The 23,932-nt window shown below is 61.1% G+C and carries 20 protein-coding genes; 9 read left to right on the forward strand and 11 right to left on the reverse strand.

The genetic code is table 11. From position 1 onward, the window contains the following. Positions 1-6: 6 nt before the first annotated feature. From GDJ93_RS09090 to GDJ93_RS09120, 8 genes are all read right to left on the reverse strand, one after another. Positions 7-4,788, reverse strand: a complete 4,782-nt coding sequence (locus GDJ93_RS09090) for a 2-hydroxyacyl-CoA dehydratase (protein WP_152068552.1) — start codon at positions 4,786-4,788, stop codon at positions 7-9. Between the two features lie 11 nt (positions 4,789-4,799). After that, positions 4,800-5,510: a TetR/AcrR family transcriptional regulator gene (locus tag GDJ93_RS09095; protein WP_040358972.1), complete on the reverse strand. Its 711-nt coding sequence runs from the start codon at positions 5,508-5,510 to the stop codon at positions 4,800-4,802. A 274-nt stretch (positions 5,511-5,784) separates the two neighbouring features. Further along, positions 5,785-5,910 (reverse strand): hypothetical protein, encoded by a 126-nt coding sequence (locus GDJ93_RS10250; RefSeq protein WP_022094649.1) that lies wholly within the window; start codon positions 5,908-5,910, stop codon positions 5,785-5,787. A 155-nt stretch (positions 5,911-6,065) separates the two neighbouring features. After that, positions 6,066-6,923, reverse strand: a complete 858-nt coding sequence (locus GDJ93_RS09100; protein ID WP_152068553.1) for an HAD-IIB family hydrolase — start codon at positions 6,921-6,923, stop codon at positions 6,066-6,068. A 72-nt stretch (positions 6,924-6,995) separates the two neighbouring features. Continuing rightward, the gene (locus tag GDJ93_RS09105) at positions 6,996-7,334 is read right to left on the reverse strand and encodes a P-II family nitrogen regulator (RefSeq protein ID WP_152068554.1); all 339 of its coding nucleotides are present in this window, start codon (positions 7,332-7,334) and stop codon (positions 6,996-6,998) included. 48 nt (positions 7,335-7,382) lie between these two features. Next, a complete protein-coding gene (locus GDJ93_RS09110; protein ID WP_152068555.1) occupies positions 7,383-8,660 on the reverse strand; it encodes an ammonium transporter in 1,278 nt (425 codons plus the stop codon). A gap of 198 nt (positions 8,661-8,858) precedes the next feature. Continuing rightward, positions 8,859-9,878 carry a putative ABC transporter permease gene (locus GDJ93_RS09115; RefSeq protein WP_226812574.1) on the reverse strand — a complete coding sequence of 340 codons (1,020 nt, stop codon included), beginning with the start codon at positions 9,876-9,878 and terminating at the stop codon, positions 8,859-8,861. Between the two features lie 3 nt (positions 9,879-9,881). Beyond that, on the reverse strand, positions 9,882-10,418 hold the full coding sequence (locus GDJ93_RS09120; RefSeq protein ID WP_152068556.1) for an HD domain-containing protein: 537 nt from the start codon (positions 10,416-10,418) through the stop codon (positions 9,882-9,884). Positions 10,419-10,646: 228 nt separating this feature from the next. Here GDJ93_RS09120 and GDJ93_RS09125 point away from each other — a divergent pair, with 228 nt between their 5' ends. From GDJ93_RS09125 to GDJ93_RS09150, 6 genes are all read left to right on the forward strand, one after another. After that, entirely contained in the window at positions 10,647-12,428 is a 1,782-nt protein-coding gene (locus tag GDJ93_RS09125) for a 1-deoxy-D-xylulose-5-phosphate synthase (RefSeq protein ID WP_152068557.1), read from the forward strand. 457 nt (positions 12,429-12,885) lie between these two features. Continuing rightward, positions 12,886-13,881 (forward strand): glutamate ABC transporter substrate-binding protein, encoded by a 996-nt coding sequence (locus GDJ93_RS09130; RefSeq protein WP_152068558.1) that lies wholly within the window; start codon positions 12,886-12,888, stop codon positions 13,879-13,881. Between the two features lie 138 nt (positions 13,882-14,019). Beyond that, the gene (locus GDJ93_RS09135) at positions 14,020-14,679 is read left to right on the forward strand and encodes an amino acid ABC transporter permease (protein ID WP_006234894.1); all 660 of its coding nucleotides are present in this window, start codon (positions 14,020-14,022) and stop codon (positions 14,677-14,679) included. Continuing rightward, positions 14,676-15,509 carry an amino acid ABC transporter permease gene (locus GDJ93_RS09140; RefSeq protein WP_152068559.1) on the forward strand — a complete coding sequence of 278 codons (834 nt, stop codon included), beginning with the start codon at positions 14,676-14,678 and terminating at the stop codon, positions 15,507-15,509. Before GDJ93_RS09135 ends, GDJ93_RS09140 begins: the two co-directional genes overlap by 4 nt. A 36-nt stretch (positions 15,510-15,545) precedes the next feature. Beyond that, entirely contained in the window at positions 15,546-16,310 is a 765-nt protein-coding gene (locus GDJ93_RS09145; RefSeq protein WP_152068560.1) for an amino acid ABC transporter ATP-binding protein, read from the forward strand. Positions 16,311-16,479: 169 nt separating this feature from the next. After that, positions 16,480-17,172, forward strand: a complete 693-nt coding sequence (locus tag GDJ93_RS09150; protein WP_152068561.1) for a gamma-glutamyl-gamma-aminobutyrate hydrolase family protein — start codon at positions 16,480-16,482, stop codon at positions 17,170-17,172. Between the two features lie 105 nt (positions 17,173-17,277). Here the strand turns inward: GDJ93_RS09150 and GDJ93_RS09155 are convergent, their stop codons facing one another. The 3 genes from GDJ93_RS09155 to GDJ93_RS09165 form a co-directional block, all read right to left on the reverse strand. Next, positions 17,278-17,634: an Hpt domain-containing protein gene (locus GDJ93_RS09155; protein ID WP_089572324.1), complete on the reverse strand. Its 357-nt coding sequence runs from the start codon at positions 17,632-17,634 to the stop codon at positions 17,278-17,280. A 23-nt stretch (positions 17,635-17,657) separates the two neighbouring features. Next, complete coding sequence (locus GDJ93_RS09160; protein ID WP_152068562.1) at positions 17,658-19,538, reverse strand: diguanylate cyclase; 1,881 nt, start codon at positions 19,536-19,538, stop codon at positions 17,658-17,660. A gap of 210 nt (positions 19,539-19,748) precedes the next feature. After that, positions 19,749-20,546, reverse strand: a complete 798-nt coding sequence (locus tag GDJ93_RS09165; RefSeq protein WP_152068563.1) for an alpha/beta fold hydrolase — start codon at positions 20,544-20,546, stop codon at positions 19,749-19,751. Between the two features lie 225 nt (positions 20,547-20,771). Between GDJ93_RS09165 and GDJ93_RS09170 the strand changes: the two genes are divergently transcribed. From GDJ93_RS09170 to GDJ93_RS09180, 3 genes are all read left to right on the forward strand, one after another. Beyond that, positions 20,772-21,548 (forward strand): radical SAM protein, encoded by a 777-nt coding sequence (locus GDJ93_RS09170; protein ID WP_152068564.1) that lies wholly within the window; start codon positions 20,772-20,774, stop codon positions 21,546-21,548. 160 nt (positions 21,549-21,708) lie between these two features. Continuing rightward, positions 21,709-22,596, forward strand: coding sequence for a type I methionyl aminopeptidase (gene map, locus GDJ93_RS09175; RefSeq protein WP_152068565.1), 888 nt, complete (start codon positions 21,709-21,711; stop codon positions 22,594-22,596). Positions 22,597-22,729: 133 nt separating this feature from the next. Continuing rightward, positions 22,730-23,665, forward strand: a complete 936-nt coding sequence (locus GDJ93_RS09180) for a D-2-hydroxyacid dehydrogenase (protein ID WP_152068566.1) — start codon at positions 22,730-22,732, stop codon at positions 23,663-23,665. The last annotated feature ends 267 nt before the right edge of the window (positions 23,666-23,932 follow it).

Consider the following 23,932-nt stretch of genomic DNA (forward strand, 5'->3'; position numbering starts at 1 on the left):
GGCCAACTACTTCTTAATACCGCGCCCCAGACGCTTGGCGACCGATGCAACGGCCTCCTCGCTGGCCGGCCCACAGCTCACGCAACCGTCATGGGCACGCATCTGACCGGTGACCTCATCCATCGCGAGCGGCGCCACCTTCTCGAGCTTAAAGCCCTTACCGGCGCGCATGTTTTCCTTGGCCACGCTGATCATGAGCTTAATGCGGTTGAGCTGGTTGACCTCAGACGCACCGGGGTCGTAGTCCACCGCGACGATGTTGCTCTCGGGATGCTGGCGGCGCAGCTCCTTGATCACGGCCTTGCCCACCACGTGATTGGGCAGGCACGCGAAGGGCTGCGTGCAGATGATGTTGGGCGCACCGTGATCGATCAGGTCGAGCATCTCGGCCGTGAGCAACCAGCCCTCGCCCATGTTGTTGCACACCGAAAGCACCGTACGGGCCTTGTCCGCCATGGTGCCGATGCGCTCGGGTACCTCAAAGCGCTCGGACTTCTCGAGCAGCTCTTCCACCGGCGTACGCATCCAGTCCACGAGCTTAATGAGCGCCTGCATACCAGCGCGCGTAGTGGCAGAGCTTCCCAGCTCGTCCTTCTGCAGCTCGGCGTTGCTCATGGAGTACAGGAAGAAGTCGAGCAGGCCCGGCACCACGGCCTCGCAGCCCTCGCGCTCGATAACGTCAACCACGTGGTTGTTGGCCGTAGGGTGGAACTTGACCAAGATCTCGCCGACCACGCCCACGCGCGGCTTGGTGCCCTCGCCCACGAGCGGCATGGTGTCGAACGCGCGGATGGCCTCGCGGCACAGCTTGGTGTAGTTGTGGCGGTTAAACTTGGGCGCCAGCTTGCGAGCGCGCGCCATGTACTCCTCGTAGAGCGCGTTGGCGGCACCGGGCGTAGCCTCGTACGGGCGGCAGCGATAGAGCATCTGCATCATCACGTCGCCAAAGAGCACCGCGTAGACTGCCTGCTTAAGCAGCGCCGGCGTAATCTTAAAGCCAGGGTTGTCCTCGCCCAGCGCCACGGCCGAAAGCGAGATCACCGGGATCTCGGGGTGGCCGCTCTCGCGCAGGGCCTTGCGGATGAGTGCGATGTAGTTGGTGGCACGGCAGCCGCCGCCGGTCTGGCTGATAACCACGGCTGTCTTGGACAGGTCGTATCGACCGCTCTCGATGGCCTCCATAATCTGGCCCGTTACCAGGATCGACGGATAGCAAATATCATTGTTCACATAGCGCAGGCCGGCCTCGACGGCATCGTGATCGGTCGAGGGCAGCAGCTCCAAGTTGTAGCCAGCACCACGGAACACCTCTTTGACCAGGTCAAAGTGGATCGGCGCCATCTGCGGGCACAGGATGGTGTAGCCCTCCTCGCGCATCTGCTCGGTAAAGGGCACCTTGGGCCACGCGGTCGAAGCACTCTCGCGCTGCGCCTCGAACGTGTACTTACGGCTCGCGAACGCGGGGGCATCCGTGGAGGGCGCCACCGGCGCGGCATCGCCCTGCTCGTAAGTCTCGCCCGCGGCCGTAGCATCGGCCAAGCGCTCGGCCTCCTGGTCCTTGAGCGCCGCCATGAGCGAGCGAATACGGATACGCGCGGCGCCCAAGTTGGACACCTCGTCAATCTTGAGCACGGTGTAAATCTTGCCGCTGGCCTCCAGGATCTCCTGCACCTGATCAGTGGTCAGAGCGTCCAGGCCGCAGCCGAAGGAATTGAGCTGGATCAGGTCCAGGTCGTTGCGCATCGTCACAAAACGGGCGACGGCGTACAGGCGGCTGTGATACATCCACTGATCGACGACGCGAATCGGACGCTCGGGCTTCACCAGATGCGCGAGCGAATCCTCGGTAAAGACCGCAAAGCCAAAGCTCGAGATAAGCTCGGGCAGGGCATGGTTGATCTCGGGGTCGTTATGGTAGGGACGACCGGCGAGCACGATGCCGTGACCGCCGTGGTCCTCGACCCACTTGAGAGCCTCCTCGCCCATGGTCTGGATATCCTCGTGGAAGCGCGCGTCGGCCTCAAAAGCAGCGTTGACGGCGGCATCAACCTCGGAGCGCGTGATTTTAGGACCGCGCACGCGACCGCGACCGGCCTCAGCATCGGCCACACGGTCGACGGCGAGCACCTGGTACAGGCGGCGCTTGAGCTCGGTCTTGTCGTGATACGGCACAAACGGATACAGGAACTCGATGTTCTGCTCGCGGATCTCGTCAATATTGAGCGCCAGCGCCGTGGGGTAGCTCATGACGATGGGGCAGTTATAGCAGTTGCCAGCCGTCGGATCCTCCTTGCGCTCCCAACGCACGCACGGCATCCAGATAAAGTCGACGTCACGGTCGATGAGGTTCATCACGTGGCCGTGGCTCATCTTGGCCGGATAGCACACGCTCTCGGACGGCATGGACTCGATGCCCGCCTGGTAGGTCTTTTTGCTCGACTGGTCGGACAGCTGCACGCTAAAGCCCAGGCGCGTAAAGAACGCATGCCAGAAGGGGTAGTTCTCGTACATGTTGAGCGCACGGGGGATACCCACGGTACCACGCGGGGCCTCGTCGGGGCTCAGCACCTCGCGGTTAAAGAGCAGCTCGTTTTTCTTTTTGAAGAGGTTGGGGGCCTCAGTCTTCTGCTTTTTGTGGCCAGCGCCCTTCTCGCAGCGGTTGCCGGTAATGAAGCGCCTGCCGCCGCCAAAGTCGTTGACGGTAAGCTGGCAGTTGTTAGAGCAACGGCCGCAGCGGACATGCTTTTGCGTCACGGTGAGGTGCGCGATGTCTTCGGCCGAAAGGATGGTCGAAGTGCCGTCGGCACCGGCACGATCGCGGGCGAGCAGGGCCGCACCGTAGGCGCCCATGCAGCCGGCGATGTCGGGACGCACGGCATGTACGCCGGTGAGCTGCTCAAATGCGCGCAGCGTGGCATCGGACATAAAGGTACCGCCCTGGACGATCACCTGGCTGCCGATCTCTTTGGGATCGCGCAGCTTAATGACCTTGAACAGGGCATTCTTGATGACGGAATAGGACAGGCCGGCCGCGATGTCGCCTACCGTGGCGCCTTCCTTTTGCGCCTGCTTGACGCGCGAGTTCATAAAGACTGTGCAGCGACTTCCCAGGTCGACGGGGGCCTTGGCATGGATGGCGGCATCGGCGAAGGCGCGCACGTCCATGTTCATAGAGACGGCGAAGCTCTCGATAAAGCTACCGCAACCCGACGAGCAGGCCTCGTTGAGCATGATGTGCTCGATAACGCCGTCCTTGACGCGCAGGCACTTCATGTCCTGGCCGCCGATGTCCAGAATGAACTCGACGCCGGGCAGGAACGCCTTGGCGCCGCGCAGGTGCGCGACAGTCTCGATCTCGCCGGAATCGGCCTTGAGGGCCTCGATGAGCAGCGCCTCGCCGTAGCCCGTGGTGGTCACGTGGCCGATAGTGCAGCCGGCGGGGATGTGGTTGTAGAAATCGGCCATGATGACCTTGGCCGTGCCCAGGATGTCGCCGTTGTTGTTGCCGTACCAGGTGTGCAGCAGCTGACCGTCCTCGCCCACGAGCGCGGCCTTCATGGTGGTGGAGCCGGCGTCGATGCCGATGAACACGCGGCCGGTGTAGCCGTCGAGCTTGCCCTTGGGGACGACTTCCTGGTCGTGGCGGGTCTTGAACTCGACAAAGTCCTCGTCGTTGGCAAAGAGCGGATCCAGGCGCTCGACCTCGGCACCCTGCGTGTCACCCAAGCTGTCGATAGCCTCGATGAGCTGTGGGAACGTGCTGAGCTTATTGGACTCGTGCGCCATGGCGGCGCCGCTCGCCACAAACAGGTGGGCGTTTTGGGGCACGATACGGTGCTCCTCGTCCAGGTTGAGCGTGAGGTAGAAGCGGTGGCGCAGCTCGGAGAGGTACTGCAGCGGGCCGCCCAGGAAGGCGACGTTGCCGCGGATGGGACGGCCGCACGCCAGGCCCGAGATGGTCTGGGTCACGACAGCCTGGAAGATGGAGGCAGCCACGTCCTCGGGGCGGGCACCCTCGTTGAGCAGCGGCTGGACGTCGGTCTTGGCAAAAACGCCGCAGCGGCTGGCAATGGGATAGATGGTGGTGGCGTTGGCCGCGAGTTCGTTAAGGCCGCTGGCGTCAGTGTGCAGCAGGGTTGCCATCTGGTCGATGAACGCGCCCGTGCCGCCGGCGCAGGTGCCGTTCATGCGCTGCTCGATGCCGTTGTCGAAATAGATGATCTTGGCGTCCTCGCCGCCCAGCTCGATGGCGACATCGGTGGCTGGGATGAGGGTCTCGACGGCGCGCTTGCTGGCGATGACCTCCTGGACAAACTCCAGGTCGAGCCACTGGGACAGCAGTAGGCCGCCCGAGCCGGTAATGGCGCAGGTCATCTGGGCCGTCGGCAGCACGGTCGCAGCGCCCTCGAACAGGTCGCGGGCGCAGGCGCGGACGTCGGTGTGGTGGCGCTGGTACTTGGCGTAGACGATCTGGTTGTCGTCGTTGAGCACGGCGAGCTTAACGGTAGTGGAACCCACGTCGATGCCCAGGTGCAGGTTGCCGCGGGCGGCCTCGGGGTTGAAGATCGCGCCTTCGGGGGCCTGGGCGGCGGCTACGGGCTCAGCGGCGGTGGCGGGCTCGCTGACGACGGACGTCTCCCCTGCCACGTTCTTGGCATCGGCAACTGCCTCGGCAACTTTCTCGGCAGCCGCGGCCGCAGCCTTCTGCGCGGCGTCCACCACGGTGGGCGCGACCTCACGCGCGGCAGCGACCATACGGTCCTTGATGCCCTCGACGAGTTTGCTCATTGTCTCTCCTCTTAGTTGTTGGACTCGACGGTTGCGGCGGTGTCGGCCGCGTCCTCGAGCTGCAGGTTCAATAGCTTCATGCCGTATTCCGGCACGTTGATATCGATGGGTTGGCCATACAGGTCACCAGGGCGCACAAAAGCGAGCACCGTCATAATGCGCGCCATGGCCTCGGGCGATTCGGTGAGCCCGCGCTCAAACCAGCGCTGAATCATGCCGACCTCGGCGCTCACGACGTAGGTAACGTAGTAGTCAAAGAACGTGCCCAGCGCCAGGCCCAAAATGCCCGTCTGTGCACGCGGCACCACAGCCTCACGCGCGGTGTCGATGATTCTTTTAATGAAGGCCTGGTCGCCGCCCGGACCCAGCAGCGCACCAATTAAGTCGCGGTTGGCCGCAAGATAACGCAGCAGCTCAACCGAACCGGGCGCCGGCTCGAGCTCATCGATGTTGTGATAGAGATCAGGCAGCTGAGCTGCGGTGATGAGCTCAATGCGCTCACGGATCTCGGCCAGCAAGCCGTCCTCGATTTGATTGATAAAGTCAGGAATATCGCGGTAGTGCGAATAGAACGTTCGGCGCGTAAGACCGGCGCGCTCGGTGAGCGACGCGACGTTAATGCGCGAAAGGTCGCCGCTTTCGGCAAGCTCGCTGGCAAGTGCCTGGCGAAGGGCACGCTGCGAGCGAAGGGACCGGCGATCGCATTTCTCGAGCTGGGACAAGCGTCCTCCTTGTTACTCAGCCTGTGCGCTATTGCACAGTGCGAGTATTATTGCACACCGTGTGCATCAACACGTAAAGGCAATATTTAGGATGTGACGAAGAGCAGTCCCTTTGTCACATTCAGCGACCGCCTAGGTTGTGCCAGTTGTGCCCGGCTTTTGGAGTGGCATTGCCGATTGTTCAAAATGTCATTCGTGGGTAGAATAGTGTCGGCGGCAGCCCAAGTTCTGGAAAGCTGGGCAGCGCCGTTGTTTGCATTAGGGGGTCAACGCCTTAGCGGCGGCGACCCCTTCTGTTGCGCTTCGAACGCTGCTTGAGTGCCTCGGAAAGGCCGACAAGCGCCGTGAAGAACGAGACCAAAGCGGTCAGAAGTCTCACGAAATCAATCAAATCGGTCATGGGCATCACCTCCCATCAGATGGAGGGCGCTGCCCGACACATGGAGCTGCCGTCAACGATACCGATTCTATCAAAACTTAGTTATATATACGAATATATGTTCGCATGCCAAAGGTGCAGGGTTCTCATGAAAAAGGGGCTGTCCCTTTGTCACATTATTCGATGACGGTGCGGGAGTTTTGCTTGCGCATGGTGGCGAGCATGTGTTTGGGGACGGCGTGGACCATGCAGCTGCCGATAGTCGCGCTCGCGGCGGCCTTGGCCGCGTCACTGCCATTCTTGGTGGCATAGCTGTGACGGAAACGCTTGAGCATGGCGATGTCGTTGCCGCCGTCGCCGTAGACCGCGACCTCATCCTCGGCAATACCGTAGTAGCCCGCCAGCCAAGCCACACTCTCGCCCTTGTTACACGCCACGTCCGTGATCTCGAACATCACCGGATCGAACGGCGCGTTGACCACGCGGTCCGAGCGCTCGGCCAAATACGCCTTAAGGTCGCGCTCCAGCTCGGGCGAGGTCACGCGACAATTGATCTTGCATACATCGTGACGCAAGATATCGCCGATCGACTGATCGAAATACTGCTCCTCGTGATACCCGCCACGTGCACGCATGCCGCGCATCACGATGCGCTTGATAGGGCTGTCCTTCTTAAAACCCGCCTGGTGCATCTCGAACGAACCGCTCGAGAACATGCCGTCGGGCGTGGAGCAGTCGAAGCAAATGTCCGGGAACGCCTTGAGCAACTCCTCGGTAACCTGTGGGTCGATGGTCCAGGTTTTGAGTACCTCGCCATGGCTGTCGCGCACGATGGATCCGTTGGAGCAGCAGGCGTCAAGCGCCAGGCCCGTAAAGCCATGCTCGCCGACCGACAGCGTCGAGCGTCCGGTCGCGGGAACCACATGCAGGCCAGCCTCGGTCAGCTCGCGAATGGCACGGCGAATGGTCCCGTCTGCCTCGTGCAGGGCATTCAACAGCGTTCCGTCTAAGTCACTCGCAAACATCTTGATCATGGATATGCCTCTCCTTCGTCTGCACGATATTGTAGACGAAGGAGAGGCACGCCCGTCAGGCGAAAGATTGTCCTACACCGCGGCAGGACCGTGTTCGCCGGTACGGATGCGGATGACTTCCTCGACCGGCTCGACCCAAATCTTGCCGTCTCCAACGGCACCGGTGCGGGCGGCATTGCAGATGATGTCGACAATGCCGTCGACGTGCCCATCGGCACAAATAAGCGTGAACTGTACCTTAGGGATCGTGTTGACAAGCAACTCATTGCCGCGCACGTATTCCTTCCAGCCATGCTGTGCGCCGCAGCCCTGCACCTGGTTGATAGTCATGCCACGAACATCGGCAGCAAACAACGCGTCTTTGAGAACCTCAAGCTTTTCCTGGCGCACGATAGCCGTGATCTTTTTCATAGTAAATTCCTCTCTTTAAGAGTTAGTCTGACAGAACGTTAGAAACCGCTAGTCCAGACCACTAAACGAAGGATACGCGCTCTCGCCGTGCTGACTCGCGTCCAGGCCCAGCGCCTCGTCGGCCTCGTCCACGCGCAGGCTGCCGTGGAACAGCGCCTTGACCACCGTGGCGATCACCAAGTCGAGCACCAGCACAATAGCAACCGTCACCACAATGCCCAAGATCTGCGAGATGAGCAGCGACACGTCACCCGTGTAGAACAGGCCACCTTTACCGGTCCACGAGAGCTCCGGCACGCAGAACAGGCCTGTGAGCACGCCGCCCAAGATGCCGCCGATACCGTGGCAACCGAACGCGTCGAGCGCATCGTCGTAGCCAAATTTGGTCTTAAGATGGCTGATGGCCAGGTAGCAGACGGGAGATACGATCAGGCCCATGACCAGCGCCGCCCACGGCTCGACAAAGCCCGCGCCCGGCGTGACCACCACAAGGCCCGCAACCAGACCGGTGCTGGCGCCCACCAGCGTGGGGCGACCGGTTTGCACGCGCTCGACGGCAAGCCACGAGACCATGCCCGCTGCGCTAGCCGTCACGGTGTTGAGGATGGCGAGTGCCGCCACGGCGTCGGCCTTAAACTCGCTGCCGCCGTTAAAGCCAAACCAGCCAAACCAAAGCAGCCCGGCGCCCAGCGCCACAAACGGCACGTTATGCGGACGATAGCTCACCATGCCAAAGCCGCGACGACGGCCGAGCATTAAGCAGAGGACCAGGCCGGTAAGACCGGACGAAATGTGTACCACGTCGCCGCCAGCAAAGTCGAGTGCGCCGATGATGTCGCCGATAAAGGAGCCATCGCCGCCCCAAACCATGTGGGCGAGCGGCGCATAGACCACAAGCAGCCAAATGCCCAGGAAGGCCGTCATGGCACCGAACTTAACGCGGCCGGCCAGGCTGCCCGTGACGATAGCAGCCGTGATCATGGCAAACGCCATCTGGAAGGCGATGTTGATGATCTGAGGGTAGGCGGCACCGTCCGCGGCATTGCCCTCGGCCGCCTGCAGCACCTGGTTGAGTACCGGCAGGCACAGCAGCTGGTCAAGGCCTCCAATAAACGGGCTGGAACCGTCGCCGCCGTAGGCCAGCGACCAGCCGGCAACAATCCACAGCACACCAACCAGGCCAATGGCGCCAAAGCACATAAGCATGGTGTTGATGACATTTTTGCGCCTGGACAGGCCGCCATAGAAAAACGCCAGACCCGGTGTCATTAAAAACACGAGCATGGTGCAGATGAGCATAAACGTTGTCGATCCCGTATCGTACATTCGCTCCCCCTTGATCGCATGAACGTTGTCGGCGCCCATAATGCGGCCGAGGGGCAACTGGTGTAGACCAGATACGGCGTTGTTAAACGCTGCGTTGTCGAATGGAAACGGTGCCGCAATCTTGGAAACGGCGCGGCAACGGACGCGAAACGAACGGGAAATACGCGAGCAAGGAAGCCGTGAGCGCGCCCGTCCCGGCTAGTGGCGGAACAGCTCGCGGGCTCGGTCACGAAGGTCGGTAGCTCGGATGACGCCCTCGTAGCGGTTGATACGCAAGCGCGGGAAGGCATTGAAGAAGCGCAGGTCGCGGCGGCTGAGTGACACGCTCGGCACCGGACGGCTTATGCGCTTGCCGGCAAGGCGACGACTGAGCGACGGACGCGGCATGCTCGGCGCGGCATCGGCCACGCGGCGGGCGGCAAGCGCCAGGCCGCGAGCACCATCCGCGATAAACGTCGGCATTGAAGCCTTCTCGCGCAGGGCATCGAGCGCGGCGTCACCCAGCTCGGCCAGCCACGCGTTAACGGCACGGCTACGGATGTGCGTCTGTGTCACCGAGTCAATCGTCGATTCGGGAATGCGCTCGAGCATGGAGTCAGACGCATCGGCAAGCGACTCATTGATGCGGTCGGCAAGGTCGGCACGCACACGCTCCAGCTGATCAGACAGACGCCGCCAGCTCGCCAACGAGCACACCGCGTCGACCATCATCGCGACCGCGACGATAAAGGCGGACAACCGCACAATCAGCACCGGCAGATGGCCAAGCAGCCCCAGCAATGCCGGCTCCACTAAACGGCAAATACACAACGAACCCAAGCCAAACGCGCAGGCCCAGTACAGACAGATGCGTCCGTGCAAGTTAAACGGCAGGTGCGAGTAATCCCAAAAGCGAGCGCCCGTTGTTTTTTCCAACAGCACGCCCACGCTGTACTCAATCACGCTGCATACGAGCGCTGCAGCGACAAACTGGCTCGAGGCATCCGGAATCCCGCGCAACAGCAGCCAGCAGGCAATGCCGCCCACACCATAGATAGGACAACACGGCCCCAGCAAAAAGCCACTGTTGGCAAATCGTCCGTGATTGAGCATGGCGCATACTGTCGATTCCCATGCCCAGCCGCAAAAACCGTAGAAGGCAAACGAGAGCACCAGTGCCGAAAGCGGGCAGGCGGCAAGCGTCGCGCCGTCAAAGGACATGTCGATCGCGGTCCCCACCGTCTACCCTCTCCTCTTTTCACTCGATGCTTTACTCACGCTATCGTCCGTCTCGTCCTTGCGCGGCAGGCGGCCGGCGACCGTCTCACGCAGAGCACACCATTTATCCGCCAGACAAACAATCCACGCCTCGCGACACGTCGGCGGCACCGGCACCAGCGGAAACATATGCCGCACGATAATATTCCGCTCGCGCGGCGTCAGCTCAAAATCTTCTTCGGCACGCGCCAGGGCAAAAAATGGATGTCGAAATCCGTGCAGTCGATGGCTCGGGTCGGGGTCGTGCCAATCATAGAGAAAGTAGTCGTGCAGCAAGGCCCCGCGCAGCAACGAAGCACGGTCGACCGAAATGCCAGCACGGCCCAAGCGCTCGGCAAAGGACAGGCTCGCCCGCGCTACCGAAGTCACATGTGCATAGACCGTCACGTCGCCATGCTGGATAAACTCGCGCGTCAGGTCCAAGCGGCCCGCCTGGGCCAGCTGGCGGGCGGCATAGTCGACCTCGTGCGCGATTTTCTCGGCACGAACGGCATCGGACATGCTGCCTCCTTCCAGCGGCTCATGGCGACAAGCCACGGCCTGTGCACAATCGATAAAAACATCATGGAACACATCAGTATGGCATCGGACAAAACGTTTTGCCCCACCAGTTGGCGAATCACCGCGCCGCCGTCACATATCAAACGCCAAAATGTGCGAGACTGTCTTGTGCAATTGTGTCGGCCGAGGGAGCGCCGACGCTCGATTCGCATGGAGTAACCCACAACGATGCTGCTTACGCAAACGACAACGCCCGAGGACGTCAAGGCCCTTAATCGTGCCGAGCTCCCGCAGCTCTGCGACGAGATTCGCCACGCCATCCTCGAAAGCTCCGCCGCCGTCGGCGGGCACGTTGCCCCCAACCTGGGCGTCGTTGAGCTTACGGTTGCGCTTCATCGCGTGTTTAACTCCCCCATCGACAAAATTGTCTTTGACGTGTCGCACCAGACCTACGCCCACAAGGCGCTGACGGGGCGCGCGTACACTTATATCGATCCGAAGCGCTTTGGCGAGGCCTCTGGCTTTGCCAATCCCGACGAGTCCGAGCATGACCTGTTCGCCATGGGTCACACCTCGACCTCGGTGAGCCTGGGCTGCGGCCTAGCGCACGCTCGCGACCTGGCGGGCGATGCGTACAACGTCATCACCATCATTGGCGACGGCTCGCTTTCGGGCGGTCTGGCGTTTGAGGGCTTTAACAATGCCGCCGAACTCGATAGCAACCTGATCATCATCGTCAACGATAACGACCAGTCCATTGCCGAGAACCATGGCGGCCTGTATCGCAATCTGGCCGAGCTGCGCGCCAGCAACGGCACCTGTGAGCGCAACGTTTTCCGCGCGATGGGGCTCGACTACCGCTATCTGGACGCCGGTAACGATGTGTTGGCCCTCGTCGACGCGCTGCAGGAACTGCGCAATATCGATCATCCCATCGTGCTGCACGTCTCCACCGCCAAGGGCAAGGGCTTTGAGCCGGCCCAGAGCGACCCCGAGCGCTGGCACCACGTGGGTCCGTTTGATATGGCGACTGGCCGCAAGCTCTGCCCGGGCCATCCGAGCGAGCCTGCGCCGCGCACCTATGCCGACATTACGGGCGAGGCGCTCAGCGCCGCCATCGAGCGCGATCCGCAGGTCGTGGGCATCACGGCCGCCACGCCCTACATCATGGGCTTTACACCCGAGCTTCGCGCTGCCGCCGGCAAACAGTTCGTCGATGTGGGCATTGCCGAGGAGCACGCCGTGACCTTTGCCACCGCGCTTGCGCGCTCGGGCGCCAAGCCAGTCTTTGGTGTGTACGGCACGTTTTTGCAGCGCGCCTACGACGAGCTGTGGCACGACCTGTGCCTCAACGACGCCCCCGCAACCATCCTGGTGTTTGGTGCGTCAATCTTTGGCACCACATCCGAGACGCATCTCTCGTTCTTCGATATTTCCATGCTGGGCGCTCTTCCCAACATGCACTACTTGGCGCCGGTCTGCATGGAGGAATATCTGTCCATGCTGAGCTGGTCGCTCGACCACCGCGAGCATCCCGTGGCGATCCGCGTACCGGGCATCGGCCTGGTGAGCCGTCCCGATCTGGCACCCGCCGAAGACACCGACTACAGTGCCGTTCGCTACAACGTGGTGCGTCAGGGCCGCGACGTTGCCGTGCTCGCACTCGGCGATTTCTTTGAGCTGGGCGAGCGCGTGGCAAACCGCTTGGCCGCCGAGTACGGCATCGAGGCCACGCTCGTCAACCCGCGCTTTGCAACCGAGCTCGACCGCGAGTTCCTCGACAGCCTTGCCGCCGAGCATCGCGTTGTCGTCACCCTCGAGGACGGCATCTTGGACGGCGGCTGGGGCGAGCGTGTGGCATGTTATCTGGCCTGCACGCCGCTGCGCACGCGCACCTTCGGCATCGCCAAGGGCTTCCCCGACCGCTACGACCCCAACGAGCTGCTCGCTCAGAACGGCATGGCGGTCGAGAACATGGCCGCCGAAGCCGCAAGGCTACTCAACGAGTAAGAAAACCTCCGCAAGGGAAGCGCCCCTGCGGAGGTTTTTGTTTGCGCGACGCGATTATCTCAATCTGTAACATCTAGGGCCCGAATTTCCGTCTAACTGTTACAGATCTAGATAAGACGTCGTAGTCCCAGACCTTTGTCTCAATCTGTAACAGATAGGGACCTTTTGACCGTCCAGATGTTACAGATTGAGACATTCGAATTCCCCTGAAGAGAAAATCTCGATCTGTAACAGTTACTCGGCAAAAATGGCTGCAGATGTTACAGATTGAGACAAAGCAGCGAGACAGGCCACCACATCTGCAAGAACCACCACAAAGGCGCCTGTCCCTTTTTGGTAGGTAGAATTACCCATAAGGCAAGTATGTTTCTGAGTTATTTCGTGTTGACCTATTTGAGCGGGATAGGGTATAACTCTACTCAACCGCTAGGGATTTTATTGAGAAAGGTGTTCTACTATGAGCAAGAACCTCTCCCAGCAGGTCGTTCTCGACCGCCGCGGCTTCGTTGCCGCCACCTTCGCAACCGTCGCCGGCCTTGGTCTTGCCGGCTGCTCCGACACCAGCGCCGAGGCCGACAAGGGTTCCGCCGCCGGCTCCTCCAAGAGCTCCAATGATACCGAGGCTTCCACCACGCTCGACGCTAAGGCATTCGACAAGCTCGTCGACAACGGCCCCAAGGCCGATGACGACGCCATCGCCGCCAGCGCCTGGGCCACGGCCGTCAAGGACGCCGGCGTCTTTAAGATCGGTGGCGTTCAGACCTCCACGCTCTTCTCCCTCCTCAACGAGAAAGACGGTCAGACCCGCGGCTTCGATGCCGGTATCGCACAGCTCCTGTCCAACTACATTCTGGGCGAGAACAAGGTCGAGATCACCCAGGTGACCTCGGACACGCGCGAGTCTGTCCTGCAGAACGGCCAGGTCGACGCCGTCTTTGCCACCTACACCATCACTGACGAGCGCAAGAAGCTCGTCTCCTTTGCCGGTCCCTACTACTACACCCAGCAGGCTATCCTGGTGCTCGCCGATAACGACGACATCAAGAGCGTCGACGACCTGGCCGACAAGAGCGTCGCCGTCCAGTCCGGCTCCAACGGCCCCGCCATCCTGGAGGAGCTCGCTCCCAAGGCCAGCCAGCAGGAGTTCAAGACCGACGAGGAGGCCCGCCAGGCACTCCAACAGGGTCGTGTTGACGCCTACGTCATCGATAACAACATGCAGCAGAGCGCCCTGGTCCGCGAGCCCGGCAAGTACAAGATCGCCGGCAAGCCCTTCGGCAGCAAGGAGCCCTACGGCATCGGTCTGCCGCTCGATTCCGACGGCGTCGCCTTTGTCAATGACTTCCTTAAGAAGATCGAGGACGACGGCACCTGGACCGAGCTGTGGCAGATCTGCATCGGCGACCGCACGGGCGACACCAATGTTCCCGAGCTGCCCGAGATCGGCGCCTAGGCAACGAGCCTGGTAACGGCCGCAACGAAACCATATGGAAACGCACGATGCGCTTTATTGCGGTAAACTGTTTCCTCACAGAGTTGTCGGGGCTTCCGTACACACGGGAGCCCCTTTCCTTATCGGCGGGAGGTCCGCATGAGTCTCTCCGAACTCTGGTCGCTCTATGGCCAGAACTATATCGACGCACTGCTAGCAACCTGGGGTATGACGCTTGAGTCGTTTGCCATCGCCATGGTGCTGGCCGTCGCCGTCACCGTGATGCGCGTGTCGCCGCTCAAGCCGCTGCGCGTCTTTGGCGACCTGTATGTCCAGGTCTTCCGTAACATCCCCGGCATCGCGCTGCTCATCATCGTCGTCTATGCGCTGCCGCCGCTCAAGGTCGTTCTGCCCTACCGCACCTGCGTTATCGTCGCCACGGTCCTTTTGGGCTCGGCCTTTGGCTCCGAGAACTTTATGAGCGGCATCAACACCGTCGGCGTCGGCCAGGTGGAAGCCGCACGTTCACTCGGCATGAGCTTCAATCGTATCCTCGCCAAGATCGTGATTCCGCAGGCACTGCGCTCGAGCGTGCTGCCCATGACCAACCTCTTTATCGCCGTCATGCTCACCACCGCGCTCGGCAGCCAGGTGCCGCTTAAGCCGCAAGAGCTCACCGGCGTGGTGAGCTACATCAACACGCGCTCGCTCGGCGGCGTCGCCGCGTTCTTTATCTCGGCGCTCGGCTACCTGGGCACGGCCTTTGTGGTGAGCCACATTGGCAACTACATCGATAAGAAGGTGAGGATCCTTCGATGAGCAAGCACTCCTCCCCTGCGCTTACCATGCGCGATGCGCTCTACGAGGCTCCCGGCCCCAAGATGCGCGCCAAGATTCGCATCGGCACCGCCATCTCACTCGTTGCCGTCGCCGCGCTCATCGTCCTCGTGTTGCAGCGCTTTTATGTGACCGGTCAGCTTTCGGTCCACTATTGGTATTTCTTTACGCACCTCACCACCTGGAAGTTCTTACTTGCCGGCTTTGAGGGCACCGTTAAAGTCGCACTCACCGCCGGCGCCATCGCGCTGGTACTGGGCTTAGGCCTTATGCTCGGCCGCACCAGCGACATCAAGCCGCTGCAGCTGGTCTGCCGCGTGCTCACCGATTTCTTCCGCGGCGTGCCGAGCCTGCTGTTCATCTACTTCTTCTTTTTGGTGCTGCCCCAGTACAAGATCGCGCTACCGTCGTTTTGGATGCTCACGCTTCCCGTCGCGCTCGCCGCAGCCGGCGTACTCGCCGAGATCTTCCGCGCCGGCGTCAACGCCGTGCCGCGCGGCCAGGTCGAGGCGGCCCAGGCGCTCGGTCTCTCCAAGGCCAAAATCACCTTTAAAATCGTGTTGCCGCAGGCTATTCGGTTTATCATTCCGTCGTTGATTTCGCAGCTTGTGGTCGTAGTCAAAGACACCACCGTCGCCTACGTGGTGAGCTACCCCGACCTCATGCAAAATGCCCGCGTGCTCATTACCAACTACGACGCCCTCGTGTCGGTCTACCTGGTAATCGCGGTCATCTACATCCTCATCAACGTCGCAATTAACAAGGCCGCTGTCTACGTTTCGCACAAGACCGGCGCGACCATCATCCGCTAACGCTTTACCATTTCGAGTCATAAGGAGCCGAGCACCATGGCACAGAGTACCTCTTCCACCGGCAATCAGCCGTTAATCGAGCTCAAGCACGTCGATAAGCACTATGGCGATCTGCACGTCCTCAACGACATCAATCTCTCGGTCGACCGCGGCGAGGTCGTCGTTGTGATCGGTCCCTCGGGCTCGGGCAAGTCGACCATGTGCCGCACCATCAACCGCCTGGAAACCATCGACTCGGGCGAGATTCTCATCGAGGGCGAGCCCCTGCCGCAAGAAGGCAAGGATCTTGCCCGCATGCGTGCCGAGCTGGGCATGGTGTTCCAACAGTTCAACCTGTTTGCACATATGACCGTACTGCAGAACGTCATGCTGGGGCCGGTCGACGTGCTGGGCGTGTCCAAGGAAGAAGCTCGTGAGCGCGCCATGGACCTGCTGAGCCGCGTGGGCGTGGCCGAGCAGGCCGATAAGGTGCCCGCACAGCTCTCGGGCGGCCAGCAGCAGCGCGTGGCCATCGCCCGCTCGCTTGCCATGCAACCCAAGGCCATGCTCTTTGACGAGCCCACGAGCGCCCTCGATCCCGAAATGATCAACGAGGTGCTCGAGGTCATGGTCCGTCTGGCCCAGCAGGGCATGACGATGATCGTCATCACGCACGAGATGAACTTCGCCCGCCGCGTTGCCGATCGCGTCGTGTTTATGGCCGACGGCCAGATCGTGGAAACCGGCATACCCGACGAGTTCTTCGACCATCCCCAGACCAAGCGCGCCCAGGACTTCCTCAACTCCATCAAGGGCCACTAACCAGACCGCCCACCCGCCAGCCATGCCCATCCAAACTCGAAAGTTACACCTATGATCGGAACTCGCACTTCATCGTCCTACACCCCCGCATGTCGACGTCGCCCCCGCCGACCGTCCGCTCATCCTCGTCGCGCCGCGCTGGGAAGAGGCAGAGCCGTTTTTAACCGAGATGCTCTCCCCCAACGAGGAAATCGCAAGTGTCTTTGTCGATGCCATCCTTGCCGCTGGCGGCCTGCCGCTGCAGATGTCCATCACCGAGGACATTGAGGTCATCCGCCATTACGTCGATATCGCCGACGGCATCGCCATTCCCGGCGGCCCCGATGTCAATCCCAAACGTTGGGGCGATGATCGACCCTACGACCCCACCCTCTGCTGCGAGATCCGCGATAGCTTTGAGTTTAAGCTGGTCGGCGAGGTGCTTCGCGCCAAAAAGCCGCTCTTTACCACGTGCCGCGGCACGCAGCTGCTCAACGTCGCTACCGGCGGCACCCTGTGCATGGACGTGCCGAGCCTGGGCGCTCGCGAGGGCCGCACGCAGTGGCGCCATACCCACATGCTCAACGACCCCGTGCATCCCGTCGAGGTCGTGCCGGGCTCGCTGCTCGACCGCGCGGTTGGCGGGCACAGGTTGATCCAGACCAACTCGGCGCACCACTGCTGCGTCGATCGCCTGGGCAAGAGCACGCGCTTGGTCGCCAAGGCAACCGACGGCGTTCCCGAGTGCATCGAAGTCGAAGGTCAACCCTTCTGCCTGGGCGTGCAATGGCATCCCGAGTACACCTGGCAGACGCTCGAGACCGACTTTAACCTGTGGAAGTCGTTTGTCGAGGCAGCAGCCAAGGTCAAGCAGGCCCGCTAGCACGCGAACCACAAAACAGATAAGGGCGCCCCGCCGGCCACATGGTCCGGCGGGGCGCCCTTTTACCTATATGTGGCCGGCAAGCAGCCCAAGGCTCGTAAGCTCTTATTCAGCCGCCTCGCGCAGGGCCGACATCGTAGCCGCATATTGCTGCTGCAACGCATGCATTCCCTCGCGAGCGCCGTCAACGGCATCGGCGCCGCGCAGCGCCTCGGTCACCACAACCGCCGGCTCGTACAGATTATCGAATCCCAGGTTCTGGCTCACGCCCTTGAGCGTGTGCGCTGCCATAAAAGCACCTTCGGCGTCTCCCGCCGCCATGGCGGCCTCCAGCTTGTCCATGCTCTCGTCATCCAAAAATTTGAGGGCAAAGCGGGCAAGCATTTCCCCGCCCATCAGCCGAGCGCACGCGTCATCATAATTGGCGCCGATCTTCTCATACGCCTCACGCATGGAAATCATGGATTAAAACTCCTTTGGTCAAACTAAATCGTGGGAAACGCGACGACGTCGGCGGGGCGCGCCAACGTCTCGGCGATACGGTCTTGCACCTCGAGCAGACAGTCGAGCAACAGCGGGTTAAAGGTGCCGCACTTACCGTCCAGAATCATCTGGATAGCCTCCTTGTGCGGGATAGCGTCCTTGTACACACGCACGCTCGTCAGCGCATCGTACACGTCAGCTACCGAAACCACCTGTGCGGCGATGGGAATCTGGTTGCCCTTAAGGCCATCGGGATAACCCTTGCCGTCCCAGCGCTCGTGATGCCAACGCGCAATCTGGTACGCATATTCCATAAGCGCATTGCCGACGTGATGGCGACCCAGCTCAAGCAACATGTCGGCGCCGATCGTGGTATGCGTCTTCATAATCTCGAACTCCTCGGGCGTAAGGCGCCCGGGTTTGTTGAGAATCGCATCGTCAATCGACATCTTGCCGATATCGTGCAGCGCCGAAGCCAGGGCAATCGTGGAGCGCTCCTCATTGTCGAGGGAGATCGTGTCGCTACGCTGGACCAGGCAGTCAAGCAGCAGCTCGGTCAGCTTCTCGATGTTCGTAACGTGTCTGCCGCTCTCGCCGTTGCGAAGCTCCATGACGCCGGCCATGATGTCGATGAGCATGCGACTGTTCTTGACGCGCTCGTTGTACTGCTGGGACAGCAGGCTCGTAAGGCGGCGCTGTTTGGCGTATAGGCGGATGGTGTTGCTTACACGGCGGCGCACGACACGGGAGTCAAACGGGCGGTTGATATAGTCCGAGGCGCCCAGCTCGTACGCGCGCAGAACCATATCATCGGAGTCTTCGCTCGAAATCATGATGAAAGGCAGATTGTCGATACCCGATCGGCGAGACAGATCGCCCAACACCTCAAAGCCGCTTATGCCCGGCATGACAATATCCAGCAGCACGAGCGACAACTCATCGCCATAGCGGTCGACCATGTCGAGCGCCGTACGACCGTTGTCGGCCTCGAGGATGCAATACTCGTCCTTGAGCATCTCGTTGAGAATGGCTCGGTTCATCTCGGAGTCATCGACAATAAGCACCAAAGGCTTTTCGCTTTGGAAGGCTTCGATGGAATCGGCATCGGTCACGACCGTACCGGCTTTTGCCTTAGCGCGGCTCAATAACTGGACAGCGCGGCCAACGCCCTCATCGACCGTCTCGCCATGAATGCGAACGCCACCAACACATGCCGTCAAGCTCACGTACTCATGGCCCGGAACAATCGTGGCATGAACGGCATCGGACACCTGATGCAGGCGACGGGTGAAGTCATCGGAGGGAATATTGGGCATGACGACCACAAATTTGTCGCAGCCATAGCGTACAAGCTCGTCAGTCGAACGAATTCCGCTGCGTATGGCCGTCGCCACGGCACCGAGCGCAAGGTCGCCGGCATGACGGCCACACGTATCGTTGAAGACCCTAAAATCATCAAGGTCGATCACCGCAACGCCGGCATTCATGCGGGCGCTACGGAGCTTTTCCTCGTAATATCGGCGATTGCGCACACTCGTCAGCACGTCGGTGTAGACGAGGTCCTCTTCTGCAGCCTCTTGCTCATCGATCGGACGCACCATCAGCAGGACGTGAGGCTCGCCCTCGACCTTTAGAGGGCGTAGGCGAGCGCGGTACTCAACACCATCGTTGAGCAGTTGCTCCGACACCTCATCGGAGTCTGCCAAAGCCTCAAGACTCGACTGACGCAGACAAGGGCAGCGATCGCCGGCGAGCAGGCAGTTAGGCTCGCTCTTAATCTGATCGGCCGACAGCAAACGCACCACGGGGTAGGTCTTCGCGACGCGGGCGACCTCAGCGGCAGCCTCCTCGTCGGTTAGATTGACCTCGTGATTATTGAGCATATGGGCCCCTTCTATCGTTACGCACGGCAACGGTGCATATCAATTGGTACAAGGGTAACATCTAACAGCTGAAGGCAAACGCGCGATTATCGTTACATTTTTATGACCTGGCAAGCGGCGGTAATGGAGCCGCGGGTGCGCGGTTATGGGCGCATTCGTTAACAATGACGAAACGCTAACAGCCCCTCTCCCCGCAGGTCATCGAGCGCGCTAACGCTCCAAGACATCGCGAACGGCGTTTGCCGCCGTAACGGGGCGATCGCGCAGACCGTTATGCGCGCCCGGGATCGTCACGAGGGGGCAATCGAGATATTCGGCAGCCGCTCGCGTGCCAGCCTCGCGGGGCGTACCGACCGAGAGCTCGCCGAGAAGCACAGCAGCAACGGACTTCGATGCGCGGACACTATCCCAATTGGGAACGTAAGTCATATTTGTTCCGTATTCATTGGCCATGAAGCAACGACCATTGCGCAGGGCATGTTTGGCTTCCGCTTCGGTCGTCCCAGGAGCCTCGGGATCCAAGTCGCCGAGGGCTCCCAAGAAAAGCCGGAGCGCCCTTGAAACCTTTCCAGCCGCAATCATATCGAGCAAAACCGGAGCTGCGCCCATGCCGACGCCTTCGGCCGACACAGCCGGCTCATGCAGAATCGCACGGGCGATGAGATGGGGTTCGGTGCGAAGAAGCTCCAGCGCCACCAACGTACCGGCGCTGTGCGCAAGCACATTTGTCGGAGCGCCAACGTGTTCGATCACGGCCTGCAGATCGGCGGCCTGAGTGGAAAGATCATAGCTGCCGTCTGCCGCTTCGCTGCTGCCGCCGCAGCCGCGGCGGTCGTAGGCAATTACGCGGTAGTTGCGACTGAGCTCACAAGCGATGCCATCGAAAAATGTGCCGTCGACACAAGCGCCGTGCACGCACACCAAGGCAGGAGTATCAGGCAACACATCCGGGCCGGCATATTCGCGACAGGCAATCGTGGTGCCCGCATTCTCGACCGTAAAATCCATGTTGTGCCCCCATCATCAACGCCCATCCAGTTGCACGTCAGTACGGTTGGATGGACCCGCATTGCCTTATGCCTTGTTAACAAATTAACTGTACCCGAGCCGAGGCTTTTCATGGCGCAGCATAATGAGCGACGTGAAAAAACGAAACTTGTAAAGCAAGAGCCCGCACCTTGTTTTGGAGCCGATGCTATGCTTAGGCACAATTGTCTTGAGGAGCATATGCCTATGTCTACGTTTTTGAATGCCAGCCCCATCTTTGGGCCCGTTCGCAGCCGTCGCCTTGGTCTCTCGCTCGGCGTCAACATGATGCCGGCCAGCGGCAAAATCTGCACGTTCGACTGCATTTACTGCGAAAACGGCCTCAACGCCGAGCGCCCCTGTCATGAGCCGTACAACACAGCTGCCGTGGTACTCGACGCGCTCGAGGTAAAGCTGCGCGAGATGGCAGCCGAGGGCGAGCTCCCCGATGTGATCACCTTCGCAGGCAACGGCGAGCCCACTGCCGCACCGGAGTTTCCGCAGGCCATCGCCGGCGCCGTCGCGTTGCGCGACGAGCTTGCCCCAAACTCCAAGATCGCCGTGCTCTCCAACGGTACGCGCGCCGACCGCCCCCAGGTGCACGACGCGCTCATGATGGTCGACGACAACATCCTCAAGCTCGATACCGTCGACCCGGCGTTTATCCAGCTGCTCGACCAGCCCGTTGGCCCCTACGACGTCGAGCACCAGATCGAGACGTTCGCGAGCTTTAACGGTCATGTCATTATCCAGACGATCTTTTTGACCGGTGAGTATCAGGGCAAGCCCATCGACAACACCGGCGAGGAGTACGTTGCCCCCTGGCTCGTGGCGCTCGAGCGCATTCGCCCACAAGAAGCAACCATCTACACGGTAGCGCGCGAGACACCGGTCGCCGGCCTTGCCAAAGCAGCGCCCGAGGCGCTCGACACGATCGCTGCACGTGTGCGCGCCCTCGGCATTCCCTGCCAAGTGAGCTACTAGCAAAACCACGCAGCAGCCAGTGTCAGCCATCCCGCTCCATCAGTTGCGGTGATATAGTTCCTATTTATGCTGTTAAACCGCTTAAATCGGAACTATATCACCGCAACTTTAATGGACGCGTGGGTGGGCTATACTAGCTGCGGATGAAAGGAAGTTAGCCATGTTTGACAACGGACCCGTGCCCGGTCGCAACGACGCTTGCTGGTGCGGCAGCGGCAAAAAATATAAGAAATGCCATAGCGCCTTCGACGAGCGCCTCGAGCGCTTGTGGGAAGAGGGCTGGGAGGTTCTGCCCCGCACGCTCTACAAGACGCCCGCCGATATCGAGGGCATCAAGCGCTCGGCAGCCATCAACGTGGGCGTGCTCGATTATGTGGGCGAGCATATCTCCGCGGGCATGACCACCAACCAGATCGACCAGATGATCTACGACTACACCGTCGAGCACGGTGGCACGCCGGCCGACCTCAACTACGAGGGCTATCCCAAGAGTGTGTGCACCTCGATCAACGATGTGGTCTGCCACGGTATCCCCTGCGACACGGACGTGCTGCACGAGGGCGACATCATCAACGTCGACTGCTCCACGATTCTTGACGGCTACTTTAGCGACTCGAGCCGCATGTTCTGCATCGGCGAGGTCTCTGCCGAGCGCCAGCACCTGGTCGAGGTCACCCGTGCCAGCGTGGAGGCGGGTCTGGCCGCCGTCAAGCCGTGGCTGCCGCTGTCCGTGATGGCCGAGGCCGTGCAAAAGACGGTCGAGGACGCCGGCTTTAGCGTGGTGCGCGAGTACGGCGGGCACGGCATTGGCAAAGAGTTCCACGAGGACCCATTTGTGGGCTTTACCACCGAGGCGCCCGATGTGGACACCATCATGGCTCCGGGCATGGTCTTTACCATCGAGCCCATGGTCAACGCCGGAGCGCCCGACATCAAGATTAGCAAGGGCGACGGCTGGTGCGTGCGCACCAAGGACGGTAGCGATTCGGCTCAGTGCGAGGTGCAGCTCGTGGTGACCGAGGACGGTTACGAGCTGCTGAGCTGGTAGCCGTGGATGCGCCGGGCTTCGCGATAGATATGTTAACCATCGCGAAGCTCGGCATTTTTATAGCGTTTTGCCTGATAAAACCTGCCAAAATAAACCTGTCCCTTTTTGGCAGGTCGAGCGGAGAGGACTGCTTGTGAACATCCTGGTTTTGTTGCCCGTCAATGACCGCCATCATGCGATCCTCGAGTCGAGCGCTCCAGGCGAGGACTTTATCTACACGAGCGCCGACGCCGCCACGCGCAAGCAGGTCGCCGATGCCGACGTGATCCTGGGCAACATCGACCCTGGCATGCTCACGGCATGCGACCATCTCCAGCTGTTGCAATTGCAGACCGCCGGCTATGACGACTACCTTGCCGCCGGCACTGTGCCGGCCGACGCCAAATTGTCTTGCTCGGTGGGCGCCTACGGCCAGGCCGTAAGCGAGCACATGTTTGCCATGGTGCTGTCTATGATGAAGCGCCTGCCCGGCTATCACGACTTGCAGCGCGAGCATCGCTGGGAGGATTTGGGCCCGGTCACCTCGCTCAAAAACGCCAACGTGCTGGTGCTGGGCGCGGGCGATATCGGCGGCCACTTCGCCACGCTCTGCCGCAGCATGGGCGCGCACGTCCGCGGCATCAAGCGCCATCCGCTCGTCTACCCCATTGTATTTGAGGACATGGACGGCATGGATGCCCTGTCTGAGCGCCTGGCCGAGGCCGATGTCGTCGCATCCTTTATGCCGAGCACGCCCGAGACCCGCGGTCTGGCGAATGCCAAGTTCTTCGCCGCGATGAAGCCGGGCGCCTTCTTTGCCAACGGCGGCCGCGGCGACCTTGTGGTCGCCGACGACTTGGTTGCCGCCCTGGAGTCGGGACATCTCGCCGGCGCCGCGGTCGACGTCACCGACCCCGAACCGTTGCCTGAGACAAGTCCACTGTGGGATGCGCCCAACATGCTCATCACGCCACACGTCTCCGGCTGGTTCCACCTGGCAGCCACGCTCAACAATGTGGTCGACATTGCCGCGGAGAATCTGCGTCACCTGCAGGCAGGCGAGACCCTGCGCTGCTGGATCGAACACTGATTGTTCCGGCGTTTTCCAAACGCCGGAACCCCTCGACGCTGCGAGCCCGCCAGAGCGGCAATCTGACGTTCAATCGTCGGGCATGGCCAAAAGGCCTATGCCCTCCTCTTTCACGTCACCTTGCTCGCTCTGGCGGGCTCTCGCTCATATGACCCAATCCGCTGTCAAGAGCCACAATGGCCCCGCCGACCGCTTGCAATCGGTCGGCGGGGCCTGCCGTTAACCCGTCCCGGTCCGCCCCCGGCATGTCATCGACGCCTTCGGCTC

This window comes from Collinsella aerofaciens (assembly GCF_902501475.1).
Lineage (GTDB): Bacteria > Actinomycetota > Coriobacteriia > Coriobacteriales > Coriobacteriaceae > Collinsella > Collinsella aerofaciens_AL.